The organism is Halococcus agarilyticus, from assembly GCF_000334895.1.
In the GTDB taxonomy this organism is placed as follows: domain Archaea; phylum Halobacteriota; class Halobacteria; order Halobacteriales; family Halococcaceae; genus Halococcus; species Halococcus agarilyticus.
This window is the reverse complement of the sequence record NZ_BAFM01000001.1, coordinates 47561-72263: the sequence shown is the minus strand read 5'-3', so window position 1 is coordinate 72263 and position 24703 is coordinate 47561. Positions and strand designations below refer to the sequence as shown.

18 protein-coding genes are annotated in these 24703 nt (G+C 67.2%); 10 read left to right on the top strand and 8 right to left on the bottom strand.

Features of this window, described 5'->3' with window-relative positions:
* Positions 1 to 29 precede the first annotated feature (29 nt).
* Positions 30 to 665, top strand: coding sequence for a cyclase family protein (locus TX76_RS00270; protein ID WP_049898191.1), 636 nt, complete (start codon positions 30 to 32; stop codon positions 663 to 665).
* A 997-nt stretch (positions 666 to 1662) separates the two neighbouring features.
* Here TX76_RS00270 and TX76_RS00265 read toward each other — a convergent pair.
* Together TX76_RS00265 and TX76_RS00260 are read right to left on the bottom strand one after the other, a co-directional pair.
* Positions 1663 to 2457 (bottom strand): IclR family transcriptional regulator, encoded by a 795-nt coding sequence (locus TX76_RS00265; RefSeq protein ID WP_049898190.1) that lies wholly within the window; start codon positions 2455 to 2457, stop codon positions 1663 to 1665.
* Between the two features lie 86 nt (positions 2458 to 2543).
* Positions 2544 to 3671, bottom strand: coding sequence for an ABC transporter ATP-binding protein (locus TX76_RS00260; protein ID WP_049898189.1), 1128 nt, complete (start codon positions 3669 to 3671; stop codon positions 2544 to 2546).
* Between the two features lie 233 nt (positions 3672 to 3904).
* Here TX76_RS00260 and TX76_RS00255 point away from each other — a divergent pair, with 233 nt between their 5' ends.
* From TX76_RS00255 to TX76_RS00235, 5 genes are all read left to right on the top strand, one after another.
* Positions 3905 to 5167 (top strand): mandelate racemase/muconate lactonizing enzyme family protein, encoded by a 1263-nt coding sequence (locus tag TX76_RS00255; RefSeq protein ID WP_049898187.1) that lies wholly within the window; start codon positions 3905 to 3907, stop codon positions 5165 to 5167.
* Positions 5168 to 5179: 12 nt separating this feature from the next.
* Positions 5180 to 6148, top strand: coding sequence for a C-terminal binding protein (locus TX76_RS00250; protein ID WP_049898186.1), 969 nt, complete (start codon positions 5180 to 5182; stop codon positions 6146 to 6148).
* Positions 6149 to 6329: 181 nt separating this feature from the next.
* Entirely contained in the window at positions 6330 to 6650 is a 321-nt protein-coding gene (locus TX76_RS00245; protein WP_049898185.1) for a UxaA family hydrolase, read from the top strand.
* 3 nt (positions 6651 to 6653) lie between these two features.
* The gene (locus tag TX76_RS00240) at positions 6654 to 7826 is read left to right on the top strand and encodes a UxaA family hydrolase (protein WP_049898183.1); all 1173 of its coding nucleotides are present in this window, start codon (positions 6654 to 6656) and stop codon (positions 7824 to 7826) included.
* 1 nt (position 7827) lies between these two features.
* Positions 7828 to 8832 carry an Ldh family oxidoreductase gene (locus tag TX76_RS00235; protein ID WP_049898182.1) on the top strand — a complete coding sequence of 335 codons (1005 nt, stop codon included), beginning with the start codon at positions 7828 to 7830 and terminating at the stop codon, positions 8830 to 8832.
* Between the two features lie 47 nt (positions 8833 to 8879).
* Here TX76_RS00235 and TX76_RS00230 read toward each other — a convergent pair whose 3' ends face one another.
* On the bottom strand, positions 8880 to 9746 hold the full coding sequence (locus TX76_RS00230) for a carbohydrate ABC transporter permease (RefSeq protein ID WP_049898180.1): 867 nt from the start codon (positions 9744 to 9746) through the stop codon (positions 8880 to 8882).
* Positions 9747 to 10718, bottom strand: a complete 972-nt coding sequence (locus TX76_RS00225; RefSeq protein ID WP_049898179.1) for a carbohydrate ABC transporter permease — start codon at positions 10716 to 10718, stop codon at positions 9747 to 9749.
* A 138-nt stretch (positions 10719 to 10856) separates the two neighbouring features.
* Between TX76_RS00225 and TX76_RS00220 the strand changes: the two genes are divergently transcribed.
* Entirely contained in the window at positions 10857 to 12227 is a 1371-nt protein-coding gene (locus tag TX76_RS00220) for an ABC transporter substrate-binding protein (RefSeq protein WP_049898178.1), read from the top strand.
* A 229-nt stretch (positions 12228 to 12456) separates the two neighbouring features.
* The gene (gene yicI / locus TX76_RS00215) at positions 12457 to 14862 is read left to right on the top strand and encodes an alpha-xylosidase (RefSeq protein WP_049898176.1); all 2406 of its coding nucleotides are present in this window, start codon (positions 12457 to 12459) and stop codon (positions 14860 to 14862) included.
* A gap of 75 nt (positions 14863 to 14937) precedes the next feature.
* Here the strand turns inward: yicI and TX76_RS00210 are convergent, their stop codons facing one another.
* The gene (locus TX76_RS00210; RefSeq protein ID WP_267462349.1) at positions 14938 to 15846 is read right to left on the bottom strand and encodes a dihydrodipicolinate synthase family protein; all 909 of its coding nucleotides are present in this window, start codon (positions 15844 to 15846) and stop codon (positions 14938 to 14940) included.
* 169 nt (positions 15847 to 16015) lie between these two features.
* Here TX76_RS00210 and TX76_RS00205 point away from each other — a divergent pair, with 169 nt between their 5' ends.
* Positions 16016 to 17491, top strand: a complete 1476-nt coding sequence (locus TX76_RS00205; protein WP_049898173.1) for an aldehyde dehydrogenase family protein — start codon at positions 16016 to 16018, stop codon at positions 17489 to 17491.
* Positions 17492 to 17554: 63 nt separating this feature from the next.
* Here the strand turns inward: TX76_RS00205 and gfo6 are convergent, their stop codons facing one another.
* From gfo6 to TX76_RS00190, 3 genes are all read right to left on the bottom strand, one after another.
* Entirely contained in the window at positions 17555 to 18640 is a 1086-nt protein-coding gene (gene gfo6, locus TX76_RS00200; RefSeq protein ID WP_049898172.1) for a D-xylose 1-dehydrogenase Gfo6, read from the bottom strand.
* Between the two features lie 852 nt (positions 18641 to 19492).
* A complete protein-coding gene (locus TX76_RS00195) occupies positions 19493 to 21526 on the bottom strand; it encodes a beta-galactosidase (RefSeq protein ID WP_049898171.1) in 2034 nt (677 codons plus the stop codon).
* Positions 21523 to 23715 (bottom strand): glycoside hydrolase family 36 protein, encoded by a 2193-nt coding sequence (locus tag TX76_RS00190; protein ID WP_049898170.1) that lies wholly within the window; start codon positions 23713 to 23715, stop codon positions 21523 to 21525. Before TX76_RS00190 ends, TX76_RS00195 begins: the two co-directional genes overlap by 4 nt.
* 314 nt (positions 23716 to 24029) lie before the next feature.
* Here TX76_RS00190 and TX76_RS00185 point away from each other — a divergent pair, with 314 nt between their 5' ends.
* On the top strand, positions 24030 to 24701 hold the full coding sequence (locus TX76_RS00185; RefSeq protein WP_049898168.1) for a hypothetical protein: 672 nt from the start codon (positions 24030 to 24032) through the stop codon (positions 24699 to 24701).
* Positions 24702 to 24703: the final 2 nt, after the last annotated feature.

Genomic DNA, 24703 nt, shown 5'->3' with positions numbered 1-24703 from the left:
TATTTGTCGGTCGCGGCGTATCGCCGAACGTGCCGATCGATCTCAGCCATCGGATCGAAACCGGGATGACCGTCTATCCGGGCGATCCATCGGTCTCAGTCGAACCGCATGCGACCCACGCTCGGGACGAGTACCGAGTCGACGTCGCCAGATTGGGAAGTCACACCGGTACCCACGTCGACGCGCCGATCCACGTCATCCCTGGCGGACGGACTCTTGACACCTATGCACTGGACCGATTCGCCTTCGAGGCCGAGAAGGTGGACTGCACGGACTTGGGCGATCGGGATCCCATCACGCGGGAACGCGTCCCCGATCGCGAGCTGGATCTCGTCGTCTTCTGGACCGGCTGGAGCACCCACTGGGGGACCGATCGGTATCTCGACCATCCCTATCTGACGCCCGAAGCGGCCACGGCGTGTGCCGAGCGCGGCTATGCGGTCGGCACGGACACGCTGAGCCCGGATCCCACCCCGACCGAGAACGCCACCGGGAGCGAACCCGACGGGTTTCGAGCCCACCACGCCGTTCTCGGAGCCGGCGATCTCGTCGTCGAGAACCTCCGCAATCTCGGGGCGCTACCCGAACGCTTCGAACTCCGCGCGTACCCGCTGGCGCTCGGGGGCGATGGCGCTCCCGTTCGCGCGGTCGGCATCGTGGAGTGATCGAGACATCGGGACGCCGGGGGCTCGCCGATCGGGCGACGGTGCTCCCATCGGATGCCCACCGATACGCCGGTCGGCACAGACGATCCGTGTCCACTCGTGGCGGCCATCACGCTCGCATCGGCTTCGGGTATCTCGACCAGACGGGGGTGAGAACCGTCCGCGTGCTGGTTCGGCTGTTCCTCGTCGAGAGTCCACGTTCATCACAGTTGATGCTATCGGATAGTGTGGGTTCTGCTGGGGCGCTCTGTGTCGTGCGTCCGGGCAACGGTCCGTGTTCGTGGAGTTTCCTGTGAGATCTTCGAGAGTTCGTTCGGACGCCTGTCGACCGTCCTACAGACTGCCTCGGACACGTCGACACCGCCGAACGTCGAGGGAGCAGATGTGCTATATTATTCTTTGTACCTATGACTGTTGAGAGTACATGGCCCTCGATCCACTCACAACACGGTTCGGCACCTCTCCGTGCAGCTACTTCTCGTTTCGTGTTGAGTCAAAGGAAAGCCAGACTGTCCAGAAGTGATCGAGAGACCGATCAATAGTATGGTTTTTAATGTCCAGGATCAGTTCGAGTAGGATACGGCCGATCGGGGAGAAGTGAGTACGCGGCTGAAGTCGGAGTGCTGTAACAGTAGTATCCCCGTTACTCAGTTTCGTCTCTCGTGGGTGCTCACCGTAACCAGGAAATCGGTGCACCCGCTCGTGGAGCACCGTGGACCCGAGTCAGTGGTGAAGCGACCCAGTCGTTTGCCCCTCCCGAACAGATCGTCGGCCGGGCGAGTTCACACGTGAGGCTGGCGGACGGATTGCGGTAGCATTCGTCGTGTCATGTCGGATCTCCGCAGTGGATCCCATCGGAAGCCACATTGTCGACGGTCCCCGTTCGCCGATTGCAAACGCTCCTGATATCGATCGATCGGTACAAGAGATCTTTTCGTCAGGTTTGAGCGGATCGAAGACCGAAAATTGGCGTTTGCAATCGGCGAACAGCCGTTCGTCAGCCGGTACTTCTCGAGATCTGGGTGGCGTTCAGTTCGATGACGTTGGCCGCTCCACGGACGATTTCCGGCAGTTCCTCGTTGAATCGCTCCTTCCCGAAGCGGGTCGTCGGGCCGGAGATACTGATCGCGCCCGGCATGTCACCCGTCGGGTGCTGGACCGGTGCGGCGACACACCGGAGACCGGAGAGGACCTCCTCGTCGTCGAACGAAACTCCCTGCTCGCGAATCCGATCGAGTTCGGCGTGCAATTCGTCGCGGGTCGTGATGGTGCTGTCCGTCTGTCTCGGGAGCCCCTTCTCGTCGACGATCTGGTCGACACGTTCGCGAGAGAGCTGGGAGAGGATCGCCTTTCCGAGCGCTGTGCAGTGAAGCGCCTTCCGATTGCCGGTGTACGAAGCCGTCTGGATCGCGTTGTTCCCCCGCTCCTTGTGGAGGTAGACTCCCTTGCCGTGCTCTTCGACCATGAACTGCGCCACCTCCTCGGTTTCGTCCGCCAGACGCTCGACTTCGGCTTTCGTGATCTCGTAGATGTCGACGCGACTCTTCGCGTACTCGCTGAAGTCGACGAACCGCAGACTCACGTCGTACGTCTCGTCGTGTTTCACCACGAGCTCGTTGTCCGCGAGCGTTGCGAGGTGGCTGTGCACGGTCGCTTTCGCCAGCCCCAGATGGTCCGAGATCTCGGTGACACCAGCGCCGTCGAGGTCACGGAGCGCGGTGAGGATTCGACAGGTCGTCTCGACGGCCTTCACCCGCCGTCCGCCGGGAATCGACGCGTCACGTTCGTCCATACCGTCCCGTGTCCGTCCGGGATCTTAACTGTTTGCGAGGCGCGAACGGAGCTACCGGGGTGAACGAGCGAGAGCGACGGACCGGATCAGGCTCGTGGCGGACGTTCGATCGACTCGTCGGGTTCGCTGTTCTTGATCGCAACGCCGGTCTCGGCGTCGAAGAGGTGGACCCTGCTCTCCGGGAAGTCGACCGAGATCTCCTCGCCGGCTTCGACGGCGAGACTCCCCTCCGTACTCACCGTGTAGGTCTCGCCGCCGATATCGACGTAGAGATACGTCCGTTCGCCCATCGGCTCGACGACCTCGACCTCGGTCTGGATCACGTTCTTCCCACTCCCGTCGGTGATCCGAACGTGTTCGGGGCGGATACCGAAGGTCAGCCGGTTGGGCATGGTGTCGACGTCGGCGGTCGAGGCCGAGAGGTCGTACACGAACGTCTCGTGCTCCAGACTGTGCCCGCTGCGTTCGACCGTGAAGAAGTTCATCGACGGAGAACCGATGAACCCGGCGACGAATCGGTTCGCCGGCTCGTGGTAACACACCAGCGGCGGCCCGACCTGCTGTAGCTCCCCGCCGTCGAGGATCGCGATCCGGTCGCCCATCGTCATCGCCTCGGTCTGGTCGTGAGTCACGTAGATCGTCGTGATGCCCAGATCCCGTTGGAGCTGCTGGATCTCGGTTCGCATCGTCGTTCGGAGCTTCGCGTCGAGGTTCGAAAGCGGTTCGTCCATCAAGAACACCTCGGGTTCCCGGATGATCGCCCGCCCGAGTGCGACTCGCTGCTGTTGTCCGCCGGAGAGCTCCGCCGGTTTCTTTCCGAGCAGGTCCTCGATCTCCAGCATCGTCGCGGTCTCGTCCACCCGGCGATCGATGTCGTCGTCCCCGAGATCGCTCGTGATCGACAGTCCGTAGCCGATGTTCTTCCTCACAGACATGTGCGGGTACAGCGCGTAGTTCTGAAACACCATCGCCATCCCGCGCTCCTTCGGCTTGAGATGGGTGATATCCCGACCCTCGAGAGTGATGCTCCCGGAGGACACCGTTTCGAGACCGGCGATACATCGGAGTGTGGTGGACTTCCCACAGCCGGACGGCCCGACGAGTACCAGAAACTCCCCGTCTCGGACGGTCAGATCCAGTTCGTCGACCGCGACGATCGCGTCTTCGCCGGGGTCGAACACCTTGCTCAGTTGTTGCAGTTCGAGGTGACCCATGATAGTGCTGTGAGTGTTCCGTCGGTTCGGAACCAGTACACATAAATCCACCCCTGGGACGCCGCACGACGACGGAACTGCACCGATCCGCTCGGCGGTGACGGGCCACCGCGTGAAAGCTCCGTGGTGCTGCCGGCGACGGGCGCTCGCGGCTCCTCCCGTAGACGACGAGGGCAGCGACTGTGAAAGCGGGAACCCAAATCTTTATTCGCCCCATGTGCCAGTTGTCGACGATGAACGACCGAAAGCCGGACTATCGCATCGAGCAAGGTGGGGGTGTCCCCTGGCGGGACATGGGCATGGTCGAGACACACCGTCCGCCCGAGCGGGACGTGGCGATCACCGGCGTCGAGACGATGGCGATCGCGGGCAACTTCACGTGGGGCATCGTGAAGGTCGAAACCGACGCCGGCGTGTACGGGCTGGGCGAGACCTTCCGCGCGGAGGCCGCACTCGACATGGCCGATCGGATGGAGGTCGACCTCGCCGGGGAGAACCCGCTCGACACCAACCGGCTCCGCGAGCTCCTGGAACAGCGCTACACCGGCACCGGCCGCATCGGTCAGGCGGCGTTCACCGCGATCGAGACCGCCTGCTACGATATCAAGGGGAAACTGTTCGGCGTCCCGGTCTACGAGCTACTGGGCGGGAAGTACCGCGACGAGATCACGATCTACTGTGACACCCACGGCGGGGAGTCGCTCGGCGAGGCGGGCGGACGCGATCCCCGGGAGGTCTACACGCCGGAGTCGTACGCCCGGGCCGCCCGCGAGGTGGTCGACGAGGGGTTCGAGGCGCTCAAGTTCGACCTCGACGTGCCGACCCACGCCGACTACGACGAGGCCAACCGACGGATGGACAACGAGGCCATCGAGCACAAGGTCAGACTGGTCGAAGCCGTCCGCGACGAGATCGGAGACGACGTCGATCTCGGGATGGACCTCCACTGGAACTTCACCGTGGAAACCGCGATCCGACTCGGCAAGAAGCTCGAACGGTTCGATCTGGCGTGGCTCGAAGACCCCGTCCCGCCGGAGAAGACCGCGGCCCAGAGGCGCGTCACGCGGGCGCTCGACGTGCCGGTGTTGACCGGTGAGAACCTCGTCACGACCGCTCAGTTCAACACCGCCGCCCAGGAGGGAACGCTCGACATCGCCGCCCCCGACGTGAACAAGTGTGGCGGTCTGGGGGAGTACGTCGACATCGCCACCGTCTGCGATCTCTACGGCGTCCCGGTCGCCTCGCACAACATCTCCTCGCCGCTCGGGACCGTCGCCGGCGCACACGTCTCGGCGGCGATCCCGAACTTCCTCTGCATGGAGTGGCACTCGCGGGACGTGCCGTGGTGGAACGAGATGGTCGAGCGGGTCGACGGCTCCGGTCCGATCCTGGACGACGGGTCCATCGATCTGCCGGAGGGACCGGGGCTCGGCGTTCGGCTGAACCGCGACGTCTGCGAGCAACACCTCGTGGACGGCTACGACCTGATCGTCTGACGGACCCCACCCATGTCAGAACACACCGTCGTCGTCACCGACCACGATTTCGCCGATCTCTCGATCGAACGCGCGGGCCTCGACGATCTCGCCGACGTGGTGGAGCTCCCCGGCGGCGTGGGCGAAGCGCGCGACACCCACGACCGCCTCGCGACCGCCGACGCGGTCGTCACCCTTCGGTACGAGCTCGACGAGACAGCAGTCGCAGCGATGGAGGACTGTCGAGTCATCGCGCGATACGGTATCGGGGTCGACAGCGTCGCCGTCGAGGCGGCCGCCGATCGCGGCATCCCCGTGACGAACGTCCCCGATTACTGCCGGGAGGAGGTGGCGACCCACACGCTCGCGCTGATACTCGCGCTCGCCCGGCGGCTCGCGACCTACGATGCCGACGTCGCCGCTGGCGGCTGGTCCCGTGGCGTCGGGACGCCGATCCACCGCTTCTCGAACTCGACTGTGGGCGTCGTCGGCTACGGGGCGATCGGGCGGGCGGTCGGGGAGCGCGCCGCCGCCCTCGGCGCGGACGTGCTCGCGAGCGACCCCTTCCTTTCCGAGACGGACCTCGCTGACGATCCGGCGGAGCTCGTCCCGTTCGAGGAGCTGCTGGCGCGCTCCGCGTTCGTGACCGTCCACTCGCCGCTGACCGACGGCACCCGGAAGCTGTTCGACGCGGACGCGTTCGCCCGGATGCGGGAGTCGGCGTCGCTGGTCAACGTCGCGCGCGGCCCGATCGTCGACACCGCGGCGCTGCGTGCGGCGCTCGACGACGGCGAGATCGCCGGTGCGGGGCTCGACGTCTTCCCCGACGAACCGCCCGCGGCGGACGACCCGCTCCGAGATCACCAGCGGGTCATCACGACCCCGCACGTCGCGTGGTACTCCGCGGAGGCGAACGAGGAGCGCCGCCGGACGGTGACGGAGATCGTCCGGAGCGTCCTCGTCGGTGACGGTCCGTGGAACGTCGTCAACGGGGTCGAGTAATCCCCGACCGCCGACAGCATCGGTTCGGTCCGCTCCCGTCAGCTTGACGCGCTTCCGTCGGTTCGGTCCGCTCCCGTCGGTTCGGCCCGCACCGACCGTCGTGAAGCGGTCGCGATGTCGGCCGCCCGGCGTCGCCCGCGGGAGTAACTGTTATTATCGGGCGGTCTGTTGGCTCCGGTGCATGGCGGACAACTACATACAGGTCGTCGATCCGACGGACAACGTCGCGACCGCGATCCGGGACGTCGAGGCGGGCGAGACCGTCGTCGTCGCGGTCGGCGACGAGGAACGGCGCATCGACGTCACCGAGGACGTACGGTTCGGCCACAAGCTCGCGATTCGGGACCTCTCGACCGGCGAGACCGTCCGGAAGTACGGCACGAGCATCGGCGACGCCAGCGAGGACATCGCGGCCGGCGAGTACGTCCACGTCCACAACGTCGAGTCGAACTACGGTCGGGGGGATCTCGCGGCCGACACCGCGACCGCGGGGGGTGAGTGATCCGTGACCGACGCGGAGTTCCTGGGTTACGAGCGGCCCGACGGGAGCGTCGGCATCAGGAATCACGTGGTGGTCGTCTCGACCGCCCCCTACGCCAACGACACCGTCGAGCGCACGGCGGAGATCGTCGAAAACACCGTGCCGATCACCCACCCGCTGGGGCGGTGTCAGACCAAACCCGACGTGTTCCAGACCTACCGCACCCTCCTCGGCTACGCGACCCATCCGAACGTCTACGGCGCGGTGGTCGTGGCTCACGCCGGCGAGATCGTCGACGGCGACGAGCTCGCGGCCGACGTGGCCGAGACGGGTCGCCCGAGCGCGTCGATCAACGTCCACGCCGAAGAGGGTGTGATGAACGCCCTCGATGCCGCAGTCGACGCCACACGGGAGATGGTCCAGGACGCGAGCACCATGCGGCGCGAACCACACGACCTCTCGCATCTCACGTTCGGCATCAACTGCGCCACCTCGGACACCACCTCGGGGCTCTGCCAGCACAAGGCGACCGCCGGGGCGGTCTGGCGGCTGATCGACGACCACGGCGGCCGAGGATGCTTCGCGGAAACGCCGGAGTTCTTCGGCGGCGAGGAAGAACTCGCGGAGCGCGCCGTCAACGACGAGGTCAGAGAGGAGATCTTAGAACGGGTGCAACACTGGGAGGACCGACTCCAGGCGACGGGCTACGACGTGCGCGGGGCCCAGCCGACCCCCGACAACATGGACGGCGGCCTGACGACGATCGAGGAGAAGTCGCTGGGGGCGCTGGTGAAATCCGGCGACGGTCCCATCCAGGACGTCGTGGACTACGGCGCGAAGATCCCCGACGGATCGGGGATGTACATCATGGACACGCCGGGCCACGGTGCGGAGTCGGTCACGGGGATCGGCGCGGGCGGTGCGCAGTTCATGGTGATCTCGACGGGGCAGGGCCACACGCTCTCGAACGCCGTGATGCCGACGCTGAAGGTGACGGGCAACCCGGGGAGCGCCGAGCGGGTGCCGGAACAGACCGACGTGGACGTGAGCGAAGCGCTCGTCGGCGACCGGAGCTTCGAGTGGGCGACCGACGAGCTCTGGGCCGAGATCGAGGCGGTGGTGAACGGGAAGCTGACGGGGTCGGAGGCGATGGGCGAGAGCCAGTTCGCCATCCACCGCATCGGCCCCTCCACCTGAGATGGAGATCGAGCGGACACGCGCGACCGAGACCGCGGCCGCGGCGTTCGAGGCCCACGGCATCGGCGAGGCCGACGCACGTCTGACCGCCGGCGTCCTCGTGAGCGCGGACGCGCGCGGCAAGCACTCGCACGGACTCCTTCGGCTCCCGCGGTTCGTCCGCGGGATCGAGGCCGGCAACGTCGATCCCGACGGCGAGATCGAGGTGACCGCGGACGGCGGCGCGGCCGCGACCCTCGACGGCGGATCGCGGCTCGGCCCGGTCGTCGCCAGCGAGGCCACCGTCGCCGCGATGGAGCGGGCCGACGAGCACGGCGTCGGCTGCGTCGGCGTCCACGATGCGAACCACCTCGGGATGCTCGGGTACTACACCGACGAGCTTCGGCGCGCGGGCTACGTCGGCATCGGACTGACGAACACCGAGCCCGCGATGCCGCCCCACGGCGGGAGCGAAGCGATCCTCGGGACGAACCCGATCGCCATCGGGCTCCCGACCGACCCGCCGTTCAACCTCGACATGTCGACCGCGGCGATCGCGCGCGGCACCGTCGAGCGCCGTCGAGCGGCGGGCGAGGCGCTCCCCGAGGGTGTCGCGCTCGACGCGGACGGCGAGCCGACGACCGATCCGGCGGCCGCCCTCGACGGAACGATCCTGCCGTTCGGTGGCGCGAAGGGGTCCGGACTGGCGATCGCGGTCGAGGTGCTCGCCGGCGGGCTCGTGGGCGCTGCGATGGGGAGGGAGGTGACCGGCACCTACCACACCGAGGAGCCCTGCACGAAGGGCGACCTGTTCGTGGCGATCGATCCCGCAGCGATGGGCGTTCCCGATTTCGACGACCGGGCGAGCGCCTTTCTCGATCGCCTCCGGTCGTCGGGGATCGCCACCGGAGCCGAGGGGGTTCGAGTGCCCGGCGAACGATCGGTGGCTCGTGATCGCTCGGCGTCGACCGTCGAGATCGACGCCGACCTCTGGGAGCGGGTGCAGTCACTGTCGGGCGATCGCTGACGACCGGCGGTCAGATCGGTTGGCGAGGGGACCGAAAGCGGAGGGAGTCAGGACTTCCCGACGCTGGCGGTGAGCCCCTCGACGATCTTTCGCTGGAACAGCACCATGAACAGGATCAGCGGGACGATCGAGAGGAACACCGCTGCGGAGATCGTCGCCCACGGGAACGTGTACTCGCCCTGATAGAGGGCGATCCCGACGGTGATGGTCCGCATGCTGTCCTGGGTCATGAACGTCAGCGCGAACAGGAACTCGTTCCACGCGTAGATGAACACGATGATCGCGGCGGTCGCCATCGCGGGTGCCGAGACCGGGAGGATGATCCGGAACAGCACGCCGATGCGCGACAGCCCGTCCATCAGCCCCGCCTCCTCCAGCGAGTCGGGCAGCTCCTTGAAGTACGCCTGGAAGATCCAGACCGCGAACGGGAGCTGGAACGCCGAGTACGGGAGGATGAGGCCGAGGTAGTCGTTCAACAGCCCGGTCTGGCGAGCGAGCTGGAACAGCGGGATGAGCCGGGAGAAGAAGGGCAACATCGCCGAGAAGAGGATGATCAGGAGGACCGGCACCTTGTAATCGAACTCGAGTCGCGAGAGTGCGTAGCCCGCGAGCGCGCCCAACAGCACGGCGACGATGGCGGTCCCGCCGGCGACGATGGCGCTGTTCACGAGATACCGGAAGAACGGGGCCTCGTTGATCGCCGTCTGGTAGTTCGCGAGGGTCACCTCCGTCGGGAGGTACTGCACGGGGAACTGGACGATCTGGCTCGCCGGCTTGATCGAGGTGAGGAAGATCCAGACGATGGGGAAAAACGAGACGAGACACAGCGCGGCGACCGAGCCGTAGAAGCCGAGCTTCTCGCCGACCGACTGAAGCGACTTCCAGTCGAACCGAGAGCGATCGATAACGCTCATCTATCGCACCTCCGGTTCGTAGAGGGTCGTGACGTACAGCAGGCTGATGCCGAGAGCGATGAAGGTGATGACCGTGGCGGCGGCCGAACCCTGTCCGAAGCTCAGCCTCGTGAAGGTGATGTCGTTCGCGTAGAGGACGAGCGTGGTCGTCGCCTCGCCCGGACCGCCGCCCGCGAGGCCGAACGGGAGGCCGAACGCCTGAAACGCCGGCAGCGTGCGGAAGATCAGCGCGACGAGGATGGTGGGCTTGAGCAGCGGCAGCGTGACGTCGCGGAACTGCCGCCACCGGGAGGCCCCGTCCATCCGGGCGGCCTCGTAGAGGTGGTCCGGAATGCTCGACAGGCCCGCGAGCAGGATCAGCGCCATGAACGAAGTCGTCTTCCAGACGGTGACGAAGATCATCGCCGCCAGCGCCGTATCGGAGTGAGCGAGGAAGGCGAACGGTTCGGCGATGACGCCGAGACGCACGAGCAGGTCGTTGATGACGCCGTACTGGCCGTGGAACAGCCACGCCCAGATCCGAGCGTTGATGATCGTCGGCAGCGCCCACGGGAACAGGATCGCCGCCTGAGCGATGTACCGTCCCTTGAACTGCCGGTTCAACAGCAGTGCGATGGCGAGCCCGAGGACGAGCTCGACGGGAACGCTGATGAACGTATAGAGGAGGCTCACTTGCAGCGCGTTCCAGAAGCTCCCGTCGGCGAACAGGCGCGCGTAGTTCTCCAGACCGACGAACGCGGATTCGCGGGTCGGCAGGATGTAGCCGGTGTGAAGGCTCCCCCAGACGGTGTCGAGAATGGGATAGAACGACACCACGAACAGGAACGCGAGCACCGGTGCGAGGAGGAGGGTCGCGAGCTCCGACTCGCTGAGTCGGAGATCACGGTAGCGCTCCAGCCGCGCTCTGAGTGCGGATCGATACCCACTGATGCGGGCGGTCCCGGGGCCCGTCGACTCTCCTCTGTTGGCCATACACTCGTGAGTGCCGGCCGAGTCATATAAATCTAGTCACGCCACGGCCGCCGGGCCGAGTCGGCGGGGTTTCGTTTCAGGAGGAATGGCGACGACGAGATGAGGAATACTTATGAACACGTTATCCCTTGTGATGGCATGGCAGACGCAGACCGGGAGACGTTGCGACGGCAGTTCATCAAGGCGGCGAGCGTCGCGGGCGTCGCCGGGCTGGCCGGTTGTACCGGCGGTTCCGGCGGCGGTGGCAGCGGCAACGACTCGGCCGGCGGGAACGGGTCGACCGACGGCGGTGACAGCGGCAACGACTCGACCGGCGGCGGTAGTTCCGGGAACGCGGTCAACGTCAAACACGTCGCGCCGGGGTACGACGGTCTGTTCAGCGACGATCTCGCGCCGCTGTTCAACGAGGCGGTCTCGGACGTCCAGGTCTCGATACAGACGACGACCGCGGAGTCCTCCTCGACCCGGGAGTACTTCGTCAACCAGTTCATCTCCCAGTCCTCGGACTTCGACAACGGGATGATGGACGTGATCTGGCCGGCGGAGTTCGCGGCGAACGAGTGGATCGAGCCGGTCGACGATCCGGAGGGGTACACCGACGCGATGCTCGAGACGCCGGTCGAAGCCGCGACGGTCGACGGAACGCTGGTCGGAATGCCGCTGTTTACCGACGCCAACGGCTTCTACTACCGGACGGACAAGCTCGAGGAGTACGGCCACGATCCGCCGAAAACCTACACCGAGGTCGTGGAGATCGCGAAGGACGTGCTCGAGAAGGACGACGAGATCGAGAACGGCTACATCTGGCAGGGCGGCCCGAACGAGGGGCTGACGATCATGTGGCTCAACTGGCTCTGGGGGATGGGCGGCGGTGTCGAACAGGACGGCAAGCTCGTCGTCAACAGCGAGAAAGGTGTCCAGGCGCTCACCCACGCCCGCGAGTTGATCTCGGAGCACGGGATCACGCCGGAGTCGGTGCCGTCGAGCAGTACCGACGAGAACCGCCAGACGTTCCAGCAGGGCAACACGCTGTTCATGCGCAACTGGCCGTACGCCGTCGCGGCGATGAGCGGCGAGGAATCCCCGGTCGACGGCAAGTTCGACGTGACGCGGATGCCGAAACAGGAGGGGAACCCGGACGCCAACAACTCCTGTCTCGGCGGGTGGAACATCTTCATCAACAGGTACTCCGCGAACGTCGAGGCCGCCCAGACGTTCGCGAACTACTTCGCGTCGAAGGAGCTCCAGCGACGGCTCGCGGTCGAGCACAGCCGCCTACCAGTTCGGGAGGACGTCTACAACGAGGAGGTGTTCGAGGAGGCACCGCTCGTCGAGACGTTCAGCGAGATCGCCAACGAGACGAGCGCTCGCCCCTCGACGCCGCAGTACACCACGTTCTCCTCGATCGTGTTCACCGAGGCGAACAAGGCGCTCATCGGCGACGTGGAGCCACAGAAGGCGCTCGACAACGCACAGAGCCAGATCGACAGCGAAGTCAACAACGCCTGAGTCGTCCTTCCGCCTCGGCCGGACCGTCGAAGGCGAAGCATCGATCGCTCGTCCCCCACAGATCACTCGTCGTGGTCGTTCCATCCGGATACGGGTCGGCGGAACGACCCCCGCCCCGGGCGCAGTCGTCTCCCGAACCCCCGAGCGGACACGGTCATGGCGTCGCCACGGGATCGTGCGGGAGTGAACCGAACGAAGCAGTTATTTGTACCCCAGGTTTCGTGCGGGCATGCAACGGAGCACAGTCACGACTGTCGATCGGTACGAGATCGACGAGAGCGGCGTGACGCTCTACTGTCGGCTCGACAACGGGTTCGTCGCCGCCGATTTCAAGTATCCCGAAGCGGCCGAGGGAGGAGGCGACGCCGCTGCCGTCCGGGACCGCCCCGTCTCGCTCGTCTTCCTCAACCCGTCGACGTTCCGCTTCGAGTTCGCGGCGAACCCCGAGGCCGGCCCGACCGAGTCGCTCAACGACCTCGACGAGTCGGCCATCGCCGCCGATGTCGATCTCGACGTCACGGAGACCGACGGGACGCTCGTCGTCGAGTCGGCCGCCCTGCGGGTGTCGATCGGTCTCCGGGAGTGGTCGTTCTCGGTCGAGCGACGGGACGGGACCCCCCTTCTGGAGGAGCAGCGCGCCGACGTCGACGTGCATGGTGAGAGTCGCGTCGATCCGCTCGGGTTCACCGAATCGGTCAGGAACGACGGACCGCGCCGGATCGAACGGACCGGGACCGCGTTTTCGCTCGGTCCCGACGAACATCTCTACGGCTTCGGCGAGAAGTTCACCGACTTCGACAAGCGGGGCCAGCAGCTCACGGCGTGGACCGTCGAACCGCTCGGGACCGAGACCGAGAACGCCTACAAGAACGTCCCGTTTCACCTCTCCTCGCGCGGCTTCGGCCTCCTCGTCGACACCACCGCCCGCGTCGAGTACGACCTCGGTGCGACCTCGACCGCCAGCGCCACCGTCGACGTGGCCGACGACACGCTTTCGTTCGTGTTCTTCGACGGGCCGTCGTTCGCCGACGTGATCGAAGAGTACACCGCCTTCACCGGCCGTTCCGCCCGTCCGCCCAAGTGGAGTTTCGGCGTCTGGATGTCGCGGCTGGGGTACGAATCGCGAGAGCACCTCGAATCGGTCGCCACGCGCCTCCGGGAGGAGGAGATCCCCTGTGACGTCATCCACCTCGATCCGTTCTGGATGCGGGAGTTCCGCTCGACGGATCTCGAGTGGGACACCGAGCAGTTCCCTGATCCCGCAGGGATGATCGACTGGCTCGACGACCGCGACTTCCATCTCTCGCTCTGGGAACACCCCTACGTGCCGGTCGGCTCGGCGGCGTTCGAGACCGGCGTCGAAGAGGGGTATTTCCTCCGGGACAGCACCGGGAAACCCTACGTGATGGACGACCTCTGTCAAGGTGACTACGCGGGCGCGATCGTCGACTTCACCGATCCGGACGCCGCAGCGTGGTGGCAGGCGAAACATCGCCGCCTCCTGGAGATGGGCGTCGACGTGTTCAAGACCGACTACGGGGAGGGGGTCCCCGCGGACGCCGTCTTCGCGAACGGCCTGACCGGGCGGACGATGCACAACCGCTACCCGTTTCTCTACAACCGGACGGTCTACGAGGCCATCGAGGAGACGAACGGCGAGGACGAGGCGCTCGTGTGGGGACGCTCGGCGTGGACCGGGAGTCAGCGGTTCCCGATGTACTGGGGCGGCGACGCCCAGACCTCGTTTCACGGGATGGCGTCGGCGCTGCGCGGCGGCCTCGGAATGTCGATGTCGGGGTTCCCGTTCTGGAGCCACGACGTCGGCGGCTTTCGCGGAACGCCGGACGAGGCGGTGTACGTCCGGTGGGCACAGTTCGGGCTGCTTTCGAGTCACACCCGGTGTCACGGCACCACGCCGCGCGAGCCGTGGGCGTTCGGCGAGGAAGCGGTGCGGATCTTCAAGAAGTACGCCCGTCTCCGCTACCGCCTGCTGCCGTACCTCTACACCCTCGCCGAACGGGCCACCCGAACCGGACTCCCGGTGGTTCGGCCGCTCGTGCTGGAGTACCAGGACGACCCCCGAACCTACGACGTCGACCTCCAGTACCTCCTGGGGGAGTCGCTCCTGATCGCACCCGTCTTCGAGCGCTCCGGCGAAGTGTCGGTCTACCTCCCGGCGGGCGACGACTGGGTCGACTTCTGGACCGGCGAGCACTACGCCGGGGGCCAGACCCTCCATCGCGAGACCGACCTGGAGGAGATGCCGGTCTTCGTGCGCGCGAACAGCATCGTGCCGATGGGCGAGGCGACGGAGACGGTCGAGGCGGGAACCCCGGCGGACGTCACCCTCCGCATCACGCCCGACGGCCTGGGGAGCGTCGCGACCGAGACCACGTTCTACGACGAGGACGCCGACGAACTCGTCGGCCTCGAAGCCACGCTCGACGGGACGTCGCTCGAACTGACGGTCGATACCGGAAGTCGCTCCGATCTCTTCACCGCCGAAGCGAGGAACGTCGAGTCACCGCCGGAGACGGTCGTCGTGAACGGAGAACAGAGCGAGCGGGTCGCCGCGTCGCCGGAGCCCGGTTCCTGGGCCTACGACGAGGGAACGCTGCTCGTCAACCTCGCGTAGCGGACGAGTCGGCCACGATCGAGGGCCGGTGTCGACGGCGGGTCGTCGGTGCGACGCCGGTCGGCGAACGACGACTCAGCGGCCCGGAACCGGCGCTTCGACGCGCTCGGCGACGCCGTCGAAGGTGCGTTCGAGGCGGTTCCGCTCCGTGTCGGTGAGCGGTGGGAGCGGCGACAGCGGGTCGCCGACGTCGAGGCCGCCGTACCCGATCAGGTGCTTGATCGCCGTCGCGGTCGGAACGTCCTCCATCGCACCGATCAGCGGGGCGACGACCTCCCGCATCAGGTCCGAGACCTCCCCGCGTTCGTTCTCGTCGTGTGCCTGGTACAGTCGGCGCATGGCACCCGGAAAGAAGTTCCCCGGCCCGGCGATCAGGCCGTCGGCCCCGAGATCGAGGGAGGCCGCCGCCAGCTGCGTCGAGCCCTGGAAGACCAGGAACTCCGCGGGGGTCTCGGCGATGATCCGGTGGTGGTAGGTGAGGTCGTCCGACGTGTCCTTCAGACCGACGATCCGTGGGTGGTCGGCGAGTCGCTGTACCGTCTCCACGGCGAGTCGGTTCCCGGTCAGCGCGGGGATGTTGTAGAGGAGGATCGGGAGCTCGGCGCGATCGGCGATCTGCGCGAAGAACTGTTCGAGGCCCGCCTGTGTCGTTCGCAGGTAGTACGGCGTGACCACGACCGCCGCGTCGGCACCGCAGTCCGCGGCCGCATCGATGTGCTCGACGACGTTCTCGTGGTTCGTGTCACAACAGCCGGCGAGAACGGTCGTCCGGTCGGCGGCGGCGTCGGCGACCGTCTCGACCACGACCCGGTTCTGGTCGCGCGTCAGGCTCGGGAACTCCCCGATCGAACTCCCCGGAAACAGACCGTGAACGCCGGCGTCGACGAGCGAATCGGTGAACGTGCCGAGGGTTTCGACGTCAACCTCCCGGGAACGGTCGGTGATGGGCGTCGCCATAGGAACGATTGCTCCCGATAGTTGCATGGGTCGACAGTCGGTGGACGGAGATTTATACATTGGGGTGGTCCCGACCCCGGTCGAGCTGCTACCGGATCGAGCGGTTCGACCGCCAGCGTGGTCGACACTGCGGGAAGAACCGACGGTGTTCACACCGAGCACAAGATTTATTATCGCTATCAGCATCCACCCCGATATGAGCTTGCGAAAAGCCTCCCGGCTGGACGAGAACGATCTCGTCGACGGGGAGTGGATCGATGCCGACGACCGGACGGACGTGATCCATCCCTACGACGGCGCGGTCGTGGGGTCGGTGCCGATGGTCGACGCCGCGCAGGTCGAGGCGGCGATCGACGCGGCCGACCGGGCAGCAGCGGCCTCGACGCTCTCGGCGCACGAACGCTACGAACTGCTCATGGCGACGGCACGGCGACTCGAGGACGACGCCGAGGACGTGGCGCGGATCATGACGAGCGAGCAGGGCAAACCGCTGTCGGAGTCACGGGGCGAGGTCGACCGTGCAGTGCAGGTGCTTCGGCTCTCGGCCGAGGAGGCGAAGCGGCTGTTCGGCGAGTACGTCCCGATGGACGCCCAGAAGGGGTTCGATCGGAGTCACTGTTTCACCCAGCGCGAACCGCTCGGGGTCGTCGCGGCGATCACGCCGTTCAACTTCCCGCTCAACCTGATGGCCCACAAGGTCGGTCCGGCGCTCGCGGCCGGCAACGCGGTGGTCGGCAAGCCCGCGACCAACACCCCGCTCAGTTCGATCGCGCTGTTCGAGCGCCTCGATGCGGCCGCCGCCGAGGTCGGCGCGCCCGACGGGCTGGTCAACCTCGTGACCGGGAGCGGTTCGACGGTCGGCGACGCGATCCTCGCCCACGAGGCGGTCGAGGCGATCTCGTTCACCGGCTCGACGGCCGTCGGGAAGTACCTCGCCGAGAACAGCGGGATAACGGAGCTCACGCTCGAACTCGGGGGGAACGACCCGACCATCGTCTGGGAGGACACGGACCTCGAACGGGCCGCCGAACGGGTCGTGGGTGGAGCCTGTGCGAACGCCGGGCAGGTCTGCAACAGCGTCGAGCGGGTGCTCGTCCACGAGCCGATCGCGGAGGCGTTCACCGCGGCGCTCAGTGAGGCGGCCGCGTCGCTCTCGGTGGGCGATCCGTTCGAGGACGGGACCGACGTCGCCGCGATGGTCGACGACGAGCAGTTCGAGACGGTGGTCGACCTGTTCGAGGCCACCGTCGAGGCAGGGGCCACGGTCGAGTACGGCGGCTCGTACGGGGGCGATCTCGGCGAGCGCGTCTTCGAACCCACGGTGCTGTCGGACGTGACGCCGGAGATGCCGGCCGCGGCGGCGGAGACGTTCGGCCCGCTCGTGCCCGTGATCACGGTTTCCGACTTCGACGAGGCGATCGCCGAGGCGAACAACACCGAGTACGGTCTCGAGGCCGGCCTGTTCACCCAGGACATCGACCGGGCCAAGCGTGCGGCCGACGAGATCGACGCGGGCGGGGTGAACGTCAACACCGTCAGCGGCTTCCGCACCGATCACATGCCCTACGGCGGGTTCAAGGACAGCGGCGTCGGCAAGGAGGGGATCAAGTACGCCGTCGAACACTTCTCCCGCGAGAAGCTCGTCGGCTTCCATCAGGGATTCACCGCGTAACCACCCTTCACCTCGTTTCGGGGCGCGATCGGTCCGACGAGTGGAGCGATCCGCCCGACGTGCTCAGGACAGCGATACCCACTCGTCACGCTCGTCGGCCTCGTACACCGCCTCCATCGCCTGGATGTCGACGAGGCCGTGCTCGCCGTCGGGACGAATGCTCGCGTCGCTGCGTACCCGATCGGCGAAGTAGTCGAACTCCTCCAGCATCTGGTCGACCTCGCTGAACGCGATCGACGCACGTCCGTCGCCGCGGGAGAGGTGGAGCTGTCGCGTCTGGTCCTGGAAGAACGCCGGCTCGACCCGGACCTGCCCCTCGGTGCCGGTGACGGTGATGGCGCTCGACTGGCGCGCGTTGTGACTGGCATAGCAGGACGCGTCCACACCGGTCGGGAAGCGCAGCGCGAACGAAACCGTCTCGTCCACCTCGTCGAAGGCGTCGTGGGTGCTCCCCGTCCGGCCGGCGACCGCGACCGGGTCCGTCCCGAGGAGAAATCGGGCGGTGTTGAGCGGGTAGATGCCGATGTCGAACAGCGCGCCGCCGCCGGCGAGCGCCGCATCGAGTCGCCACTGGTCCGGGTCGGGATCGATCCGATCGAGCAATCGCTGGGACATGTCGCCCCGGACCTCCATCGGCTCGCCCACGTACCCCGCCTCGACGAGCGCTCGGGCACGGCGAACTGCGGGCTCGGTCTGCATCCGGTAGGCGATCATGAGGTCGACGCCCGCCTCCTCACAGGTGGTGACGAGGTCGCGTGCCCGCTCGCTGTCGCGCTCCATCGGCTTCTCGCAGAGGACGTCCTTCCCGAACGACGCCGCGGTTTCGACGGCCTCGCGGTGGAGGGCGTTCGGGGTACAGACGTACACCGCGTCGTACTCCTCGCGTGCCGAGCCGGTGTGGAACTCGTCGGCGGAGATCCCTCGTGTCGCGCCGTCCGTATCTGCGGCGACGCGCGCCGCTTTTTCGGCCGTTCGACTCACCAATACTGTGGGCTCGCAGCGGGCGCTCGCTTCGAGCGCCGGCAGCGCGCGCCCCTTCGTGAACCAGCCCAGTCCGACGACGGCGAATCGAACGGTCGAAGCTTCGTCGGCGGCGATCGTCTCCCAGTCGCGAGCGCAGGCTCCCTCGAAGAGCGCATCGACGTCCATGCCTCGGTTGGTGCGTGCTATTGCATTACGCTGTCGGAAGACGACTCGTGGAACGGCTCGTGCATATCCGGATCGATCGAACGCAGATGCACCGGCAACTGAACGAGCGTCGTGGTAGCGTTCCACGCCACGGCCGCGATCTTTCGGGAGTTGTCGTTACCCGTGTAGCCAGCGATCGTACCGAAGGACAGAGTCGTAACGCAGATCGCGTTCGAACGTGCCGGCCACTCGATTAGAGATTCCGGTACTGTTTTTGAATCCTGAAATGGGTTGTTCGTGGTCTCAGTCCAATCTACTTTGAACTCGTCACGGAATGAGGAAGACGATAGTCCGTGACCGACTCGTTCATCAGACACCGATAGACGCTCTAAATCCCCCGAAATGATGGGACCCTTTGATCGAGTAACAGCGCTCCGTCCTTGATATGATGGACGATGATTCGACTGTTCTCACACTATTGTTTGGATGTGTTCGAGTTTCTTCGATGATGATATCTGAGACAAGGAAGAGATGGTTGTCTACATTATCGTGGAACCAGTGGGCATGACTCGACGAACGGTTCGACGAGCGACACTCGATGGAAGAGGGCTGCGGTGTCCGTTCTCGTTGGCGACGGCGGCGGACGCGTGAACGCGCACGCGGTTCGTCTCGGTGGTGATGCCGACGGACAGGATTGCTCGGTCGAAGGCAGGGACTGTCGAAACCGAGGGCTCACGCCTACACACGACCCACCGCGACACACGCTGTAAGCGCCAGTACGTGACCGAGGGTCGTCCGCCCGTCGTCGTGAGTGCCCAGGCACGGCACGAGCGCCGGAGGGTCCGAAGGGCTCGTGACAGCGTGACCGGCGGCTCAGTCGTCGGTGGCTGTCGGTTCGACGCGCAGCGACGGGGCAGGCGCAGTAGCGACGCTCACGTCGAAGGGATCGACCGTCGCTCCGCCGATCGTCCACTCCGCGTCCGCTGGAGCGTCGACACGGACCGGGTTCGGGCCGAAGTTCAACACCCAGGCGTGCCCGTCGCGCTCGGCCAGCCTGACGCCGGTCGGCAGCGGGTCGGTGTGGGCGACGCTGGCCCGTTCCAGCAGCGCGGTCGTGACCGCGTCCGCGAGGTCCTCGCGGGGCCAGACACCACAGTACGTCACCGATCCCGCACCGACGGCCCGTTCGACGATGGCGGGCTCACCGTCGGCGACACCGGATGCGTGGCGGCCGCGAACGGTCGCCTGGTCGGCCGTCAGCCACTCGCCGAGAGTGCGGTAGACGTACTCCGTGCCTCGGTACGTGACGCGAGTGTCGAGCGTTTCGGGCAGGCTCTCGTGGCGTTCGACGGTCGCGCCCACGAGGTCGGACAGCGGTCCCGGCGGGAGCTCCGCGTGGAGCTTGCTGTGTCGATCCTTGACGCCGGAGCGAATCGTCGCCAGCAGATGGCCGCCGTCGCGAACGTACGAGGTCAGCCGCGTCGCGAGTGCGTCGTCCGTGAGGTACAGCGTCGGCGCGACGACGGCGTCGTAGCTCGACAGCGACGTGTCCGGGCGGACGACGTCGACGTCCACACCGCGGGCACGCAACGCGCCGTAGTACGTGCCCACGTGTGACCAGTAATCGAACTCCGGGGCCCGAGGCTGGGCGTCGAGCGCCCACCCGTTCTCGTAGTCGAACAGCAGGGCGACCGATCGCTCCGGCGACGCCAGCTCCAGCCCGGCCAGCTCCTCGCCGACCCGACGGGCCTCCCCGTACCCCCGGTCGGCGCTGCCGTCGCGCCGACGGAGCCCGGCGTGGTACTGCTCCTGGCCCTCGCGGCACCGCCGCCACCGGAAGTAGAGCACGGCGTCCCCACCGTGAGCGACCGCCTGGTGGGTCCACAGTCGGACTGCGCCGTCGGCCGGCTGGGGGCCGTGCGGTGGCCAGTTGACGTCGCCCGGCTGCTGTTCCATCACCCAGAACGGGTTGCCGTAGAGGTCGTGGTTCAGCGCGACCTGATCGGGGTCGCCCGCCCGGAGCTCCGCCGGCGTCGGCTCCCCCTGTCGGCGATCCTGCACGAACCCCGTCGGGTAGGAGTCCCAGGCAGCGAAATCGAGGGCCGAACCCACCTCGTGAGCGTCGAGCGACGGGAAGTGACCCATGAAGTTGTGCGTCACGAACCACTCGTCGTTCGCCGCCCGGAGGAGGTCCGTCTGGAGGCGATTGTACTCGGCGACGCTCGCGCTGGCGAACCGGGCGTAGTCGAGCAGCCGTGACGGGTGGTGGTCGGTGACCGTATGTCGTGGCGGATCGACTTCCCGAAAGTCGGCGTGCTGCTGACTCCAGAAGGTCGTCCCCCAGGCCTCGTTGAGCCGTTCGATCGTCCCGTAGCGCTCGCGGAGCCAGCCGCGGAACGCGTCCGCACAGTCGTCACAGTAACATCTGACGGTCCCGTGACAGCCGTACTCGTTGTCGGTCTGCCAGCCGACGACGTGGGGATCGTCGGCGTAGTGTGCGGCCAGCCGCCCGACGATTCGCTCGGTTTCCTCGCGGTAGGCAGGCGCGTTGAAGCAGTAGTGGCGGCGGCTGCCGAACGCCCGGGTCGTCCCGTCGGCTTCCTCCTGGAGGATGCCGGGATGCTCGTCGACGAGCCACTTCGGTGGCGTCGCCGTCGGTGTGCAGAGAACCACGTCGAGTCCCGCCGCGCCGAGCACCGACACCGCGGTGTCGAGCCACTCGAAATCGAATGCGTCGCGCTCGGGTTCGAGACGGCCCCACGAGAACTCCGCGAGTCGGACCACCTCCAGGCCGGCCGCGGCCATCTGCCGAGCATCGGTCTCCCAGCGATCCCGTGGCCAGTGCTCGGGGAAGTAACAGACACCGGTTCGGGGGACCGTGGCCCCACCGGTCGGGCCGTCGCTCATCCCTGCTCCCCCTGCTCGAAGGCGAACGCCGTGCGGCCCGGTTCGACGGTGAGCCACGTGGCCGACCCGCCGGAGATCGCCGGATCGTCCGGGACGGGGGCGTCGCTCTCTGCCGATCGCCCGCTCGCGCGTCGCCAGTCCCCGGGCGTCGCCGCGAGCAGCTCGAACGGGCGCTCGGCATCGGCCGACACCGCGAGCGTCCCGGTGGTCCGATCGCCGTTCCACTCGACGCCGCTCACTCGGTCGGCGGCGTTGGCGAGGTGTCGAGCCCCGAGCAGATGGGGTCGGTCGTGTGCCGGCGCACAGTGCGCCAGCGCGACGCCGTGTGGCGGCAGTTCGCGCTCGATCGCGCCCCCGCTGACACCACCGGCGAACGCCGACCACGTGCGCGTCGTTCCGGCGTCGATCCACTCGGCGGGGTCGACGCTCACCGTCCGGGGCTCGTCGGACCAGTTGAACGCCGCGATCGCAGCGGTCCCGTCGACCTGACGCTCGCAGACGAGGCGATCGGGGAACTCGTCCTTGCCCACGCCGTCCACTCGGCCGCCCGTCACCGGTGGCAACGTTCGTTCCAGCAGACGTCGTCCCGCCGCGTCGATCTCGGCGATCGCGTCGCTGAACACGTTCGCGCCGCCGGTCAGCGCGACCACCGTCGCGAACGATCGACGTTCGGCCTCGGTCAGGTCGGTCGTCCCCCGAACGAGCTGGCAGTCGGGATCGGTGAGCCACAGCCGTCGATGGCAGAACTGTCGGTTCAGGACGTTGCGGACCGCGTTCTCGTGGGCGGGCTCGCTGGCCGGATCGTCCGCCTGCCGCCAGTACGGCGCGGTGTCGGGGCCGACCCGCATCGCGTCGACGAACCCGACGCTCGGGAAGGTCGGCGCGCCACAGCCGAGGACGAAGACCTCCTCGCCCACGGCCTCACGTATCGTCCGGAGCCCCTGTCGATACGCGCTCGCACGCGTGCTGTCGCCGTATCGCTCGCCCGGTAGCGCCGCAGCGTAGAGGAAATCGAGCTTCAGGTACTCGAAGCCCCACTCCTCGACGATCGTCTCGAACGTCGTCGCGAGCCACCGCTCGACGTCGGGGTGGGTCGTATCGAGCCCGTACATCGGCCCGTGGCGGTCGCCGGCGTCGACCGGCTCGCCGTCGTCGGTCACCAGCCACTCCGGATGCGAACTGGCGAGCTCCGAGTCCGCCTGCACGTAGAAGGGCGCGAGCCACAGCCCCGGCGTGTATCCCGTCTCGGTGATCTCCTCGCGGAGTCGCGCCATGTCGTCGAACCCCGGGGCGAGCGTGCGCCAGTCGCCGAAGGCGGTCTCGTAGCCGTCGTCTATCTGCACGACGTCGACCGGGAGGTCCCACTCCTGGAGAGCGTCGACGTTCTCGTGGATGTCGGGTTCGCTCACGTCGGTGAAGTAGTGATACCACGAGCACCAGCCGGTCGGCGCGGACCCGGCCGCCCGCGCGTCCATCCGCTCGCCAATGGTGGCCGCCAGCGCGTCGAGCGCGTCGGGAAGCGAGCGCGTCGCGTCGATCCGGAGCGGTGCGCTCGATCGTGTTTCGCCCGGAGTGAGTGCGACCCCGTCCGCGGGACAGACTGCCGACAGACGTGTCGCTTCCGCCGTGTCGAGGTCGAACCGCGACAGGTAGGCGGCGTGGTCGAGGAAGCCGAGCGTCACGGTGTCCGAGTCGCCCGCGAGCGCGATCAGGTAGTGGCTCGTCCGTTCGTCGGCGAGTGCGGCGAGATCACACATCTGTGGACGGTTGCCCGGCGGTTCGGTCGGGAACCGCTCGTCGAGCGAGAGCGTCGCCGTCGGCGTCCACGACTGGTAGCCGTGCTCGAAGACGCGGTCCGTCGGACCGAACGGCGTCGTCGCGTCCGCAAGCGGGTGGAAGCCGTGGAGTCGCACCGGCTCGTCGGCGTCGTTGGTGATCGAGACGGTCACGTCCACCGCCCCGTCCGCGGGGGCGAGCGTCACCGTCGTTTCGAGATCGCCGTCGTGAACAGCACGGACGCACCCGTCGCGCTCGGCGACGGTCGCGGGGCCGTCGGGGGCAGTGGCCCCGTCGACGTCGACTCCGAGGGGTCCCTCCGCGAGCGTCGTGCCACCGCCTTCGACGCGAAGTCGAGCGGCAGCGGGATCGTACCCGACGGTCGTCTCGCCGGCGGTTCGTTCGATGGTCACGTTGCGGACCCCCCGTGATCGGGCCGTTCACACGCCCACGCGTCCCGCCGTGCGGTATCCACGTCGATCGACCGGGTCGGACCGGCGACGGTGACAGTCTCCGCGGATCCGTCCGCACTCATCGTGGACCACGGCGTCGGTGGGTACGGGTGGTCGACTCCGATGCAACAGCGTCGTCGTACTCGGGTTGATAGAAATTCATCATCTGATGCGGGGTAGCCGTCGATTCGGTACTCGGACGGGGCGATTCGCGGGCGTCGCTGCGCCCGCGCGAGCAGGTGATTTATCTGCCGCAGTCGCGTGGATGTGACAGAATGAGTGCCGGAGTGCGACCGGGAACCGTGGCGACGACGGTCGGTCGCGTGATCTACACCGAACTCCCGACCGTCGTCGTTACGAGCCTCCTGTTCGCGGTCGCGTCGCTGCCGGTGGTCTCGCTGGGCGCGGCCCTCCTCGCGCTGGTCGAGACCTGGACGGTCGTCGTCACCCGCCGGGACAGCGGGGCCCCGCCGTCCGAGCGTGGGCGTGCCCGCCTGTTCGTGGCGGCGTTCCGCCGGCATCTCGTCGCGGGACTGCCCTACAGCCTCCTGCTGTCGGCGGTGGCGGGCCTGACCGTGCTCTACTACGTCGTGGGTCTGGCTCAGGAATCGGCCCTGTTTCTGCTGGCGACCCTGACCGGACTCTACGCGGTCGTCGTCGCGGCGGTGTGGTGTCTGCGTGCAGCGAGTTTCCGGGTTCGAGCGGACCCACCGCTCGGCGTCCGGCAAGCGGTCGGACGGGCCGGAGGGACGTTCGTCGACCACCCCTCCTTCTCGGTGCTCGTCGCCGCGGGCGTCGGTGCCGTACTGCTGGCCGCGACGACCGTCCGGGTGGCGATCGTCCTGGTACTTCCCGGGGTGCTCGCGGTCGTCGAGATCGTCGCGTTCGAGGAGCTCGCCGGAGACGGGGCGGCCGCGGTCCGGTCCACCTACCGGCGGGACCGCTGAGA

Coding starts and splice junctions, on each gene's coding strand:
- TX76_RS00230 (WP_049898180.1), bottom strand. CDS start 9,746: ATGAGCGTTATCGATCGCTCTCGGTTCGACTGGAAGTCGCTTCAGTCG.
- TX76_RS00185 (WP_049898168.1), top strand. CDS start 24,030: ATGAGTGCCGGAGTGCGACCGGGAACCGTGGCGACGACGGTCGGTCGC.
- TX76_RS00260 (WP_049898189.1), bottom strand. CDS start 3,671: ATGGGTCACCTCGAACTGCAACAACTGAGCAAGGTGTTCGACCCCGGC.
- yicI (WP_049898176.1), top strand. CDS start 12,457: ATGCAACGGAGCACAGTCACGACTGTCGATCGGTACGAGATCGACGAG.
- TX76_RS00220 (WP_049898178.1), top strand. CDS start 10,857: ATGGCAGACGCAGACCGGGAGACGTTGCGACGGCAGTTCATCAAGGCG.
- TX76_RS00255 (WP_049898187.1), top strand. CDS start 3,905: ATGAACGACCGAAAGCCGGACTATCGCATCGAGCAAGGTGGGGGTGTC.
- TX76_RS00210 (WP_267462349.1), bottom strand. CDS start 15,846: ATGCAACTATCGGGAGCAATCGTTCCTATGGCGACGCCCATCACCGAC.
- TX76_RS00265 (WP_049898190.1), bottom strand. CDS start 2,457: ATGGACGAACGTGACGCGTCGATTCCCGGCGGACGGCGGGTGAAGGCC.
- TX76_RS00225 (WP_049898179.1), bottom strand. CDS start 10,718: ATGGCCAACAGAGGAGAGTCGACGGGCCCCGGGACCGCCCGCATCAGT.
- TX76_RS00235 (WP_049898182.1), top strand. CDS start 7,828: ATGGAGATCGAGCGGACACGCGCGACCGAGACCGCGGCCGCGGCGTTC.
- TX76_RS00205 (WP_049898173.1), top strand. CDS start 16,016: ATGAGCTTGCGAAAAGCCTCCCGGCTGGACGAGAACGATCTCGTCGAC.
- TX76_RS00250 (WP_049898186.1), top strand. CDS start 5,180: ATGTCAGAACACACCGTCGTCGTCACCGACCACGATTTCGCCGATCTC.
- gfo6 (WP_049898172.1), bottom strand. CDS start 18,640: ATGGACGTCGATGCGCTCTTCGAGGGAGCCTGCGCTCGCGACTGGGAG.
- TX76_RS00195 (WP_049898171.1), bottom strand. CDS start 21,526: ATGAGCGACGGCCCGACCGGTGGGGCCACGGTCCCCCGAACCGGTGTC.
- TX76_RS00245 (WP_049898185.1), top strand. CDS start 6,330: ATGGCGGACAACTACATACAGGTCGTCGATCCGACGGACAACGTCGCG.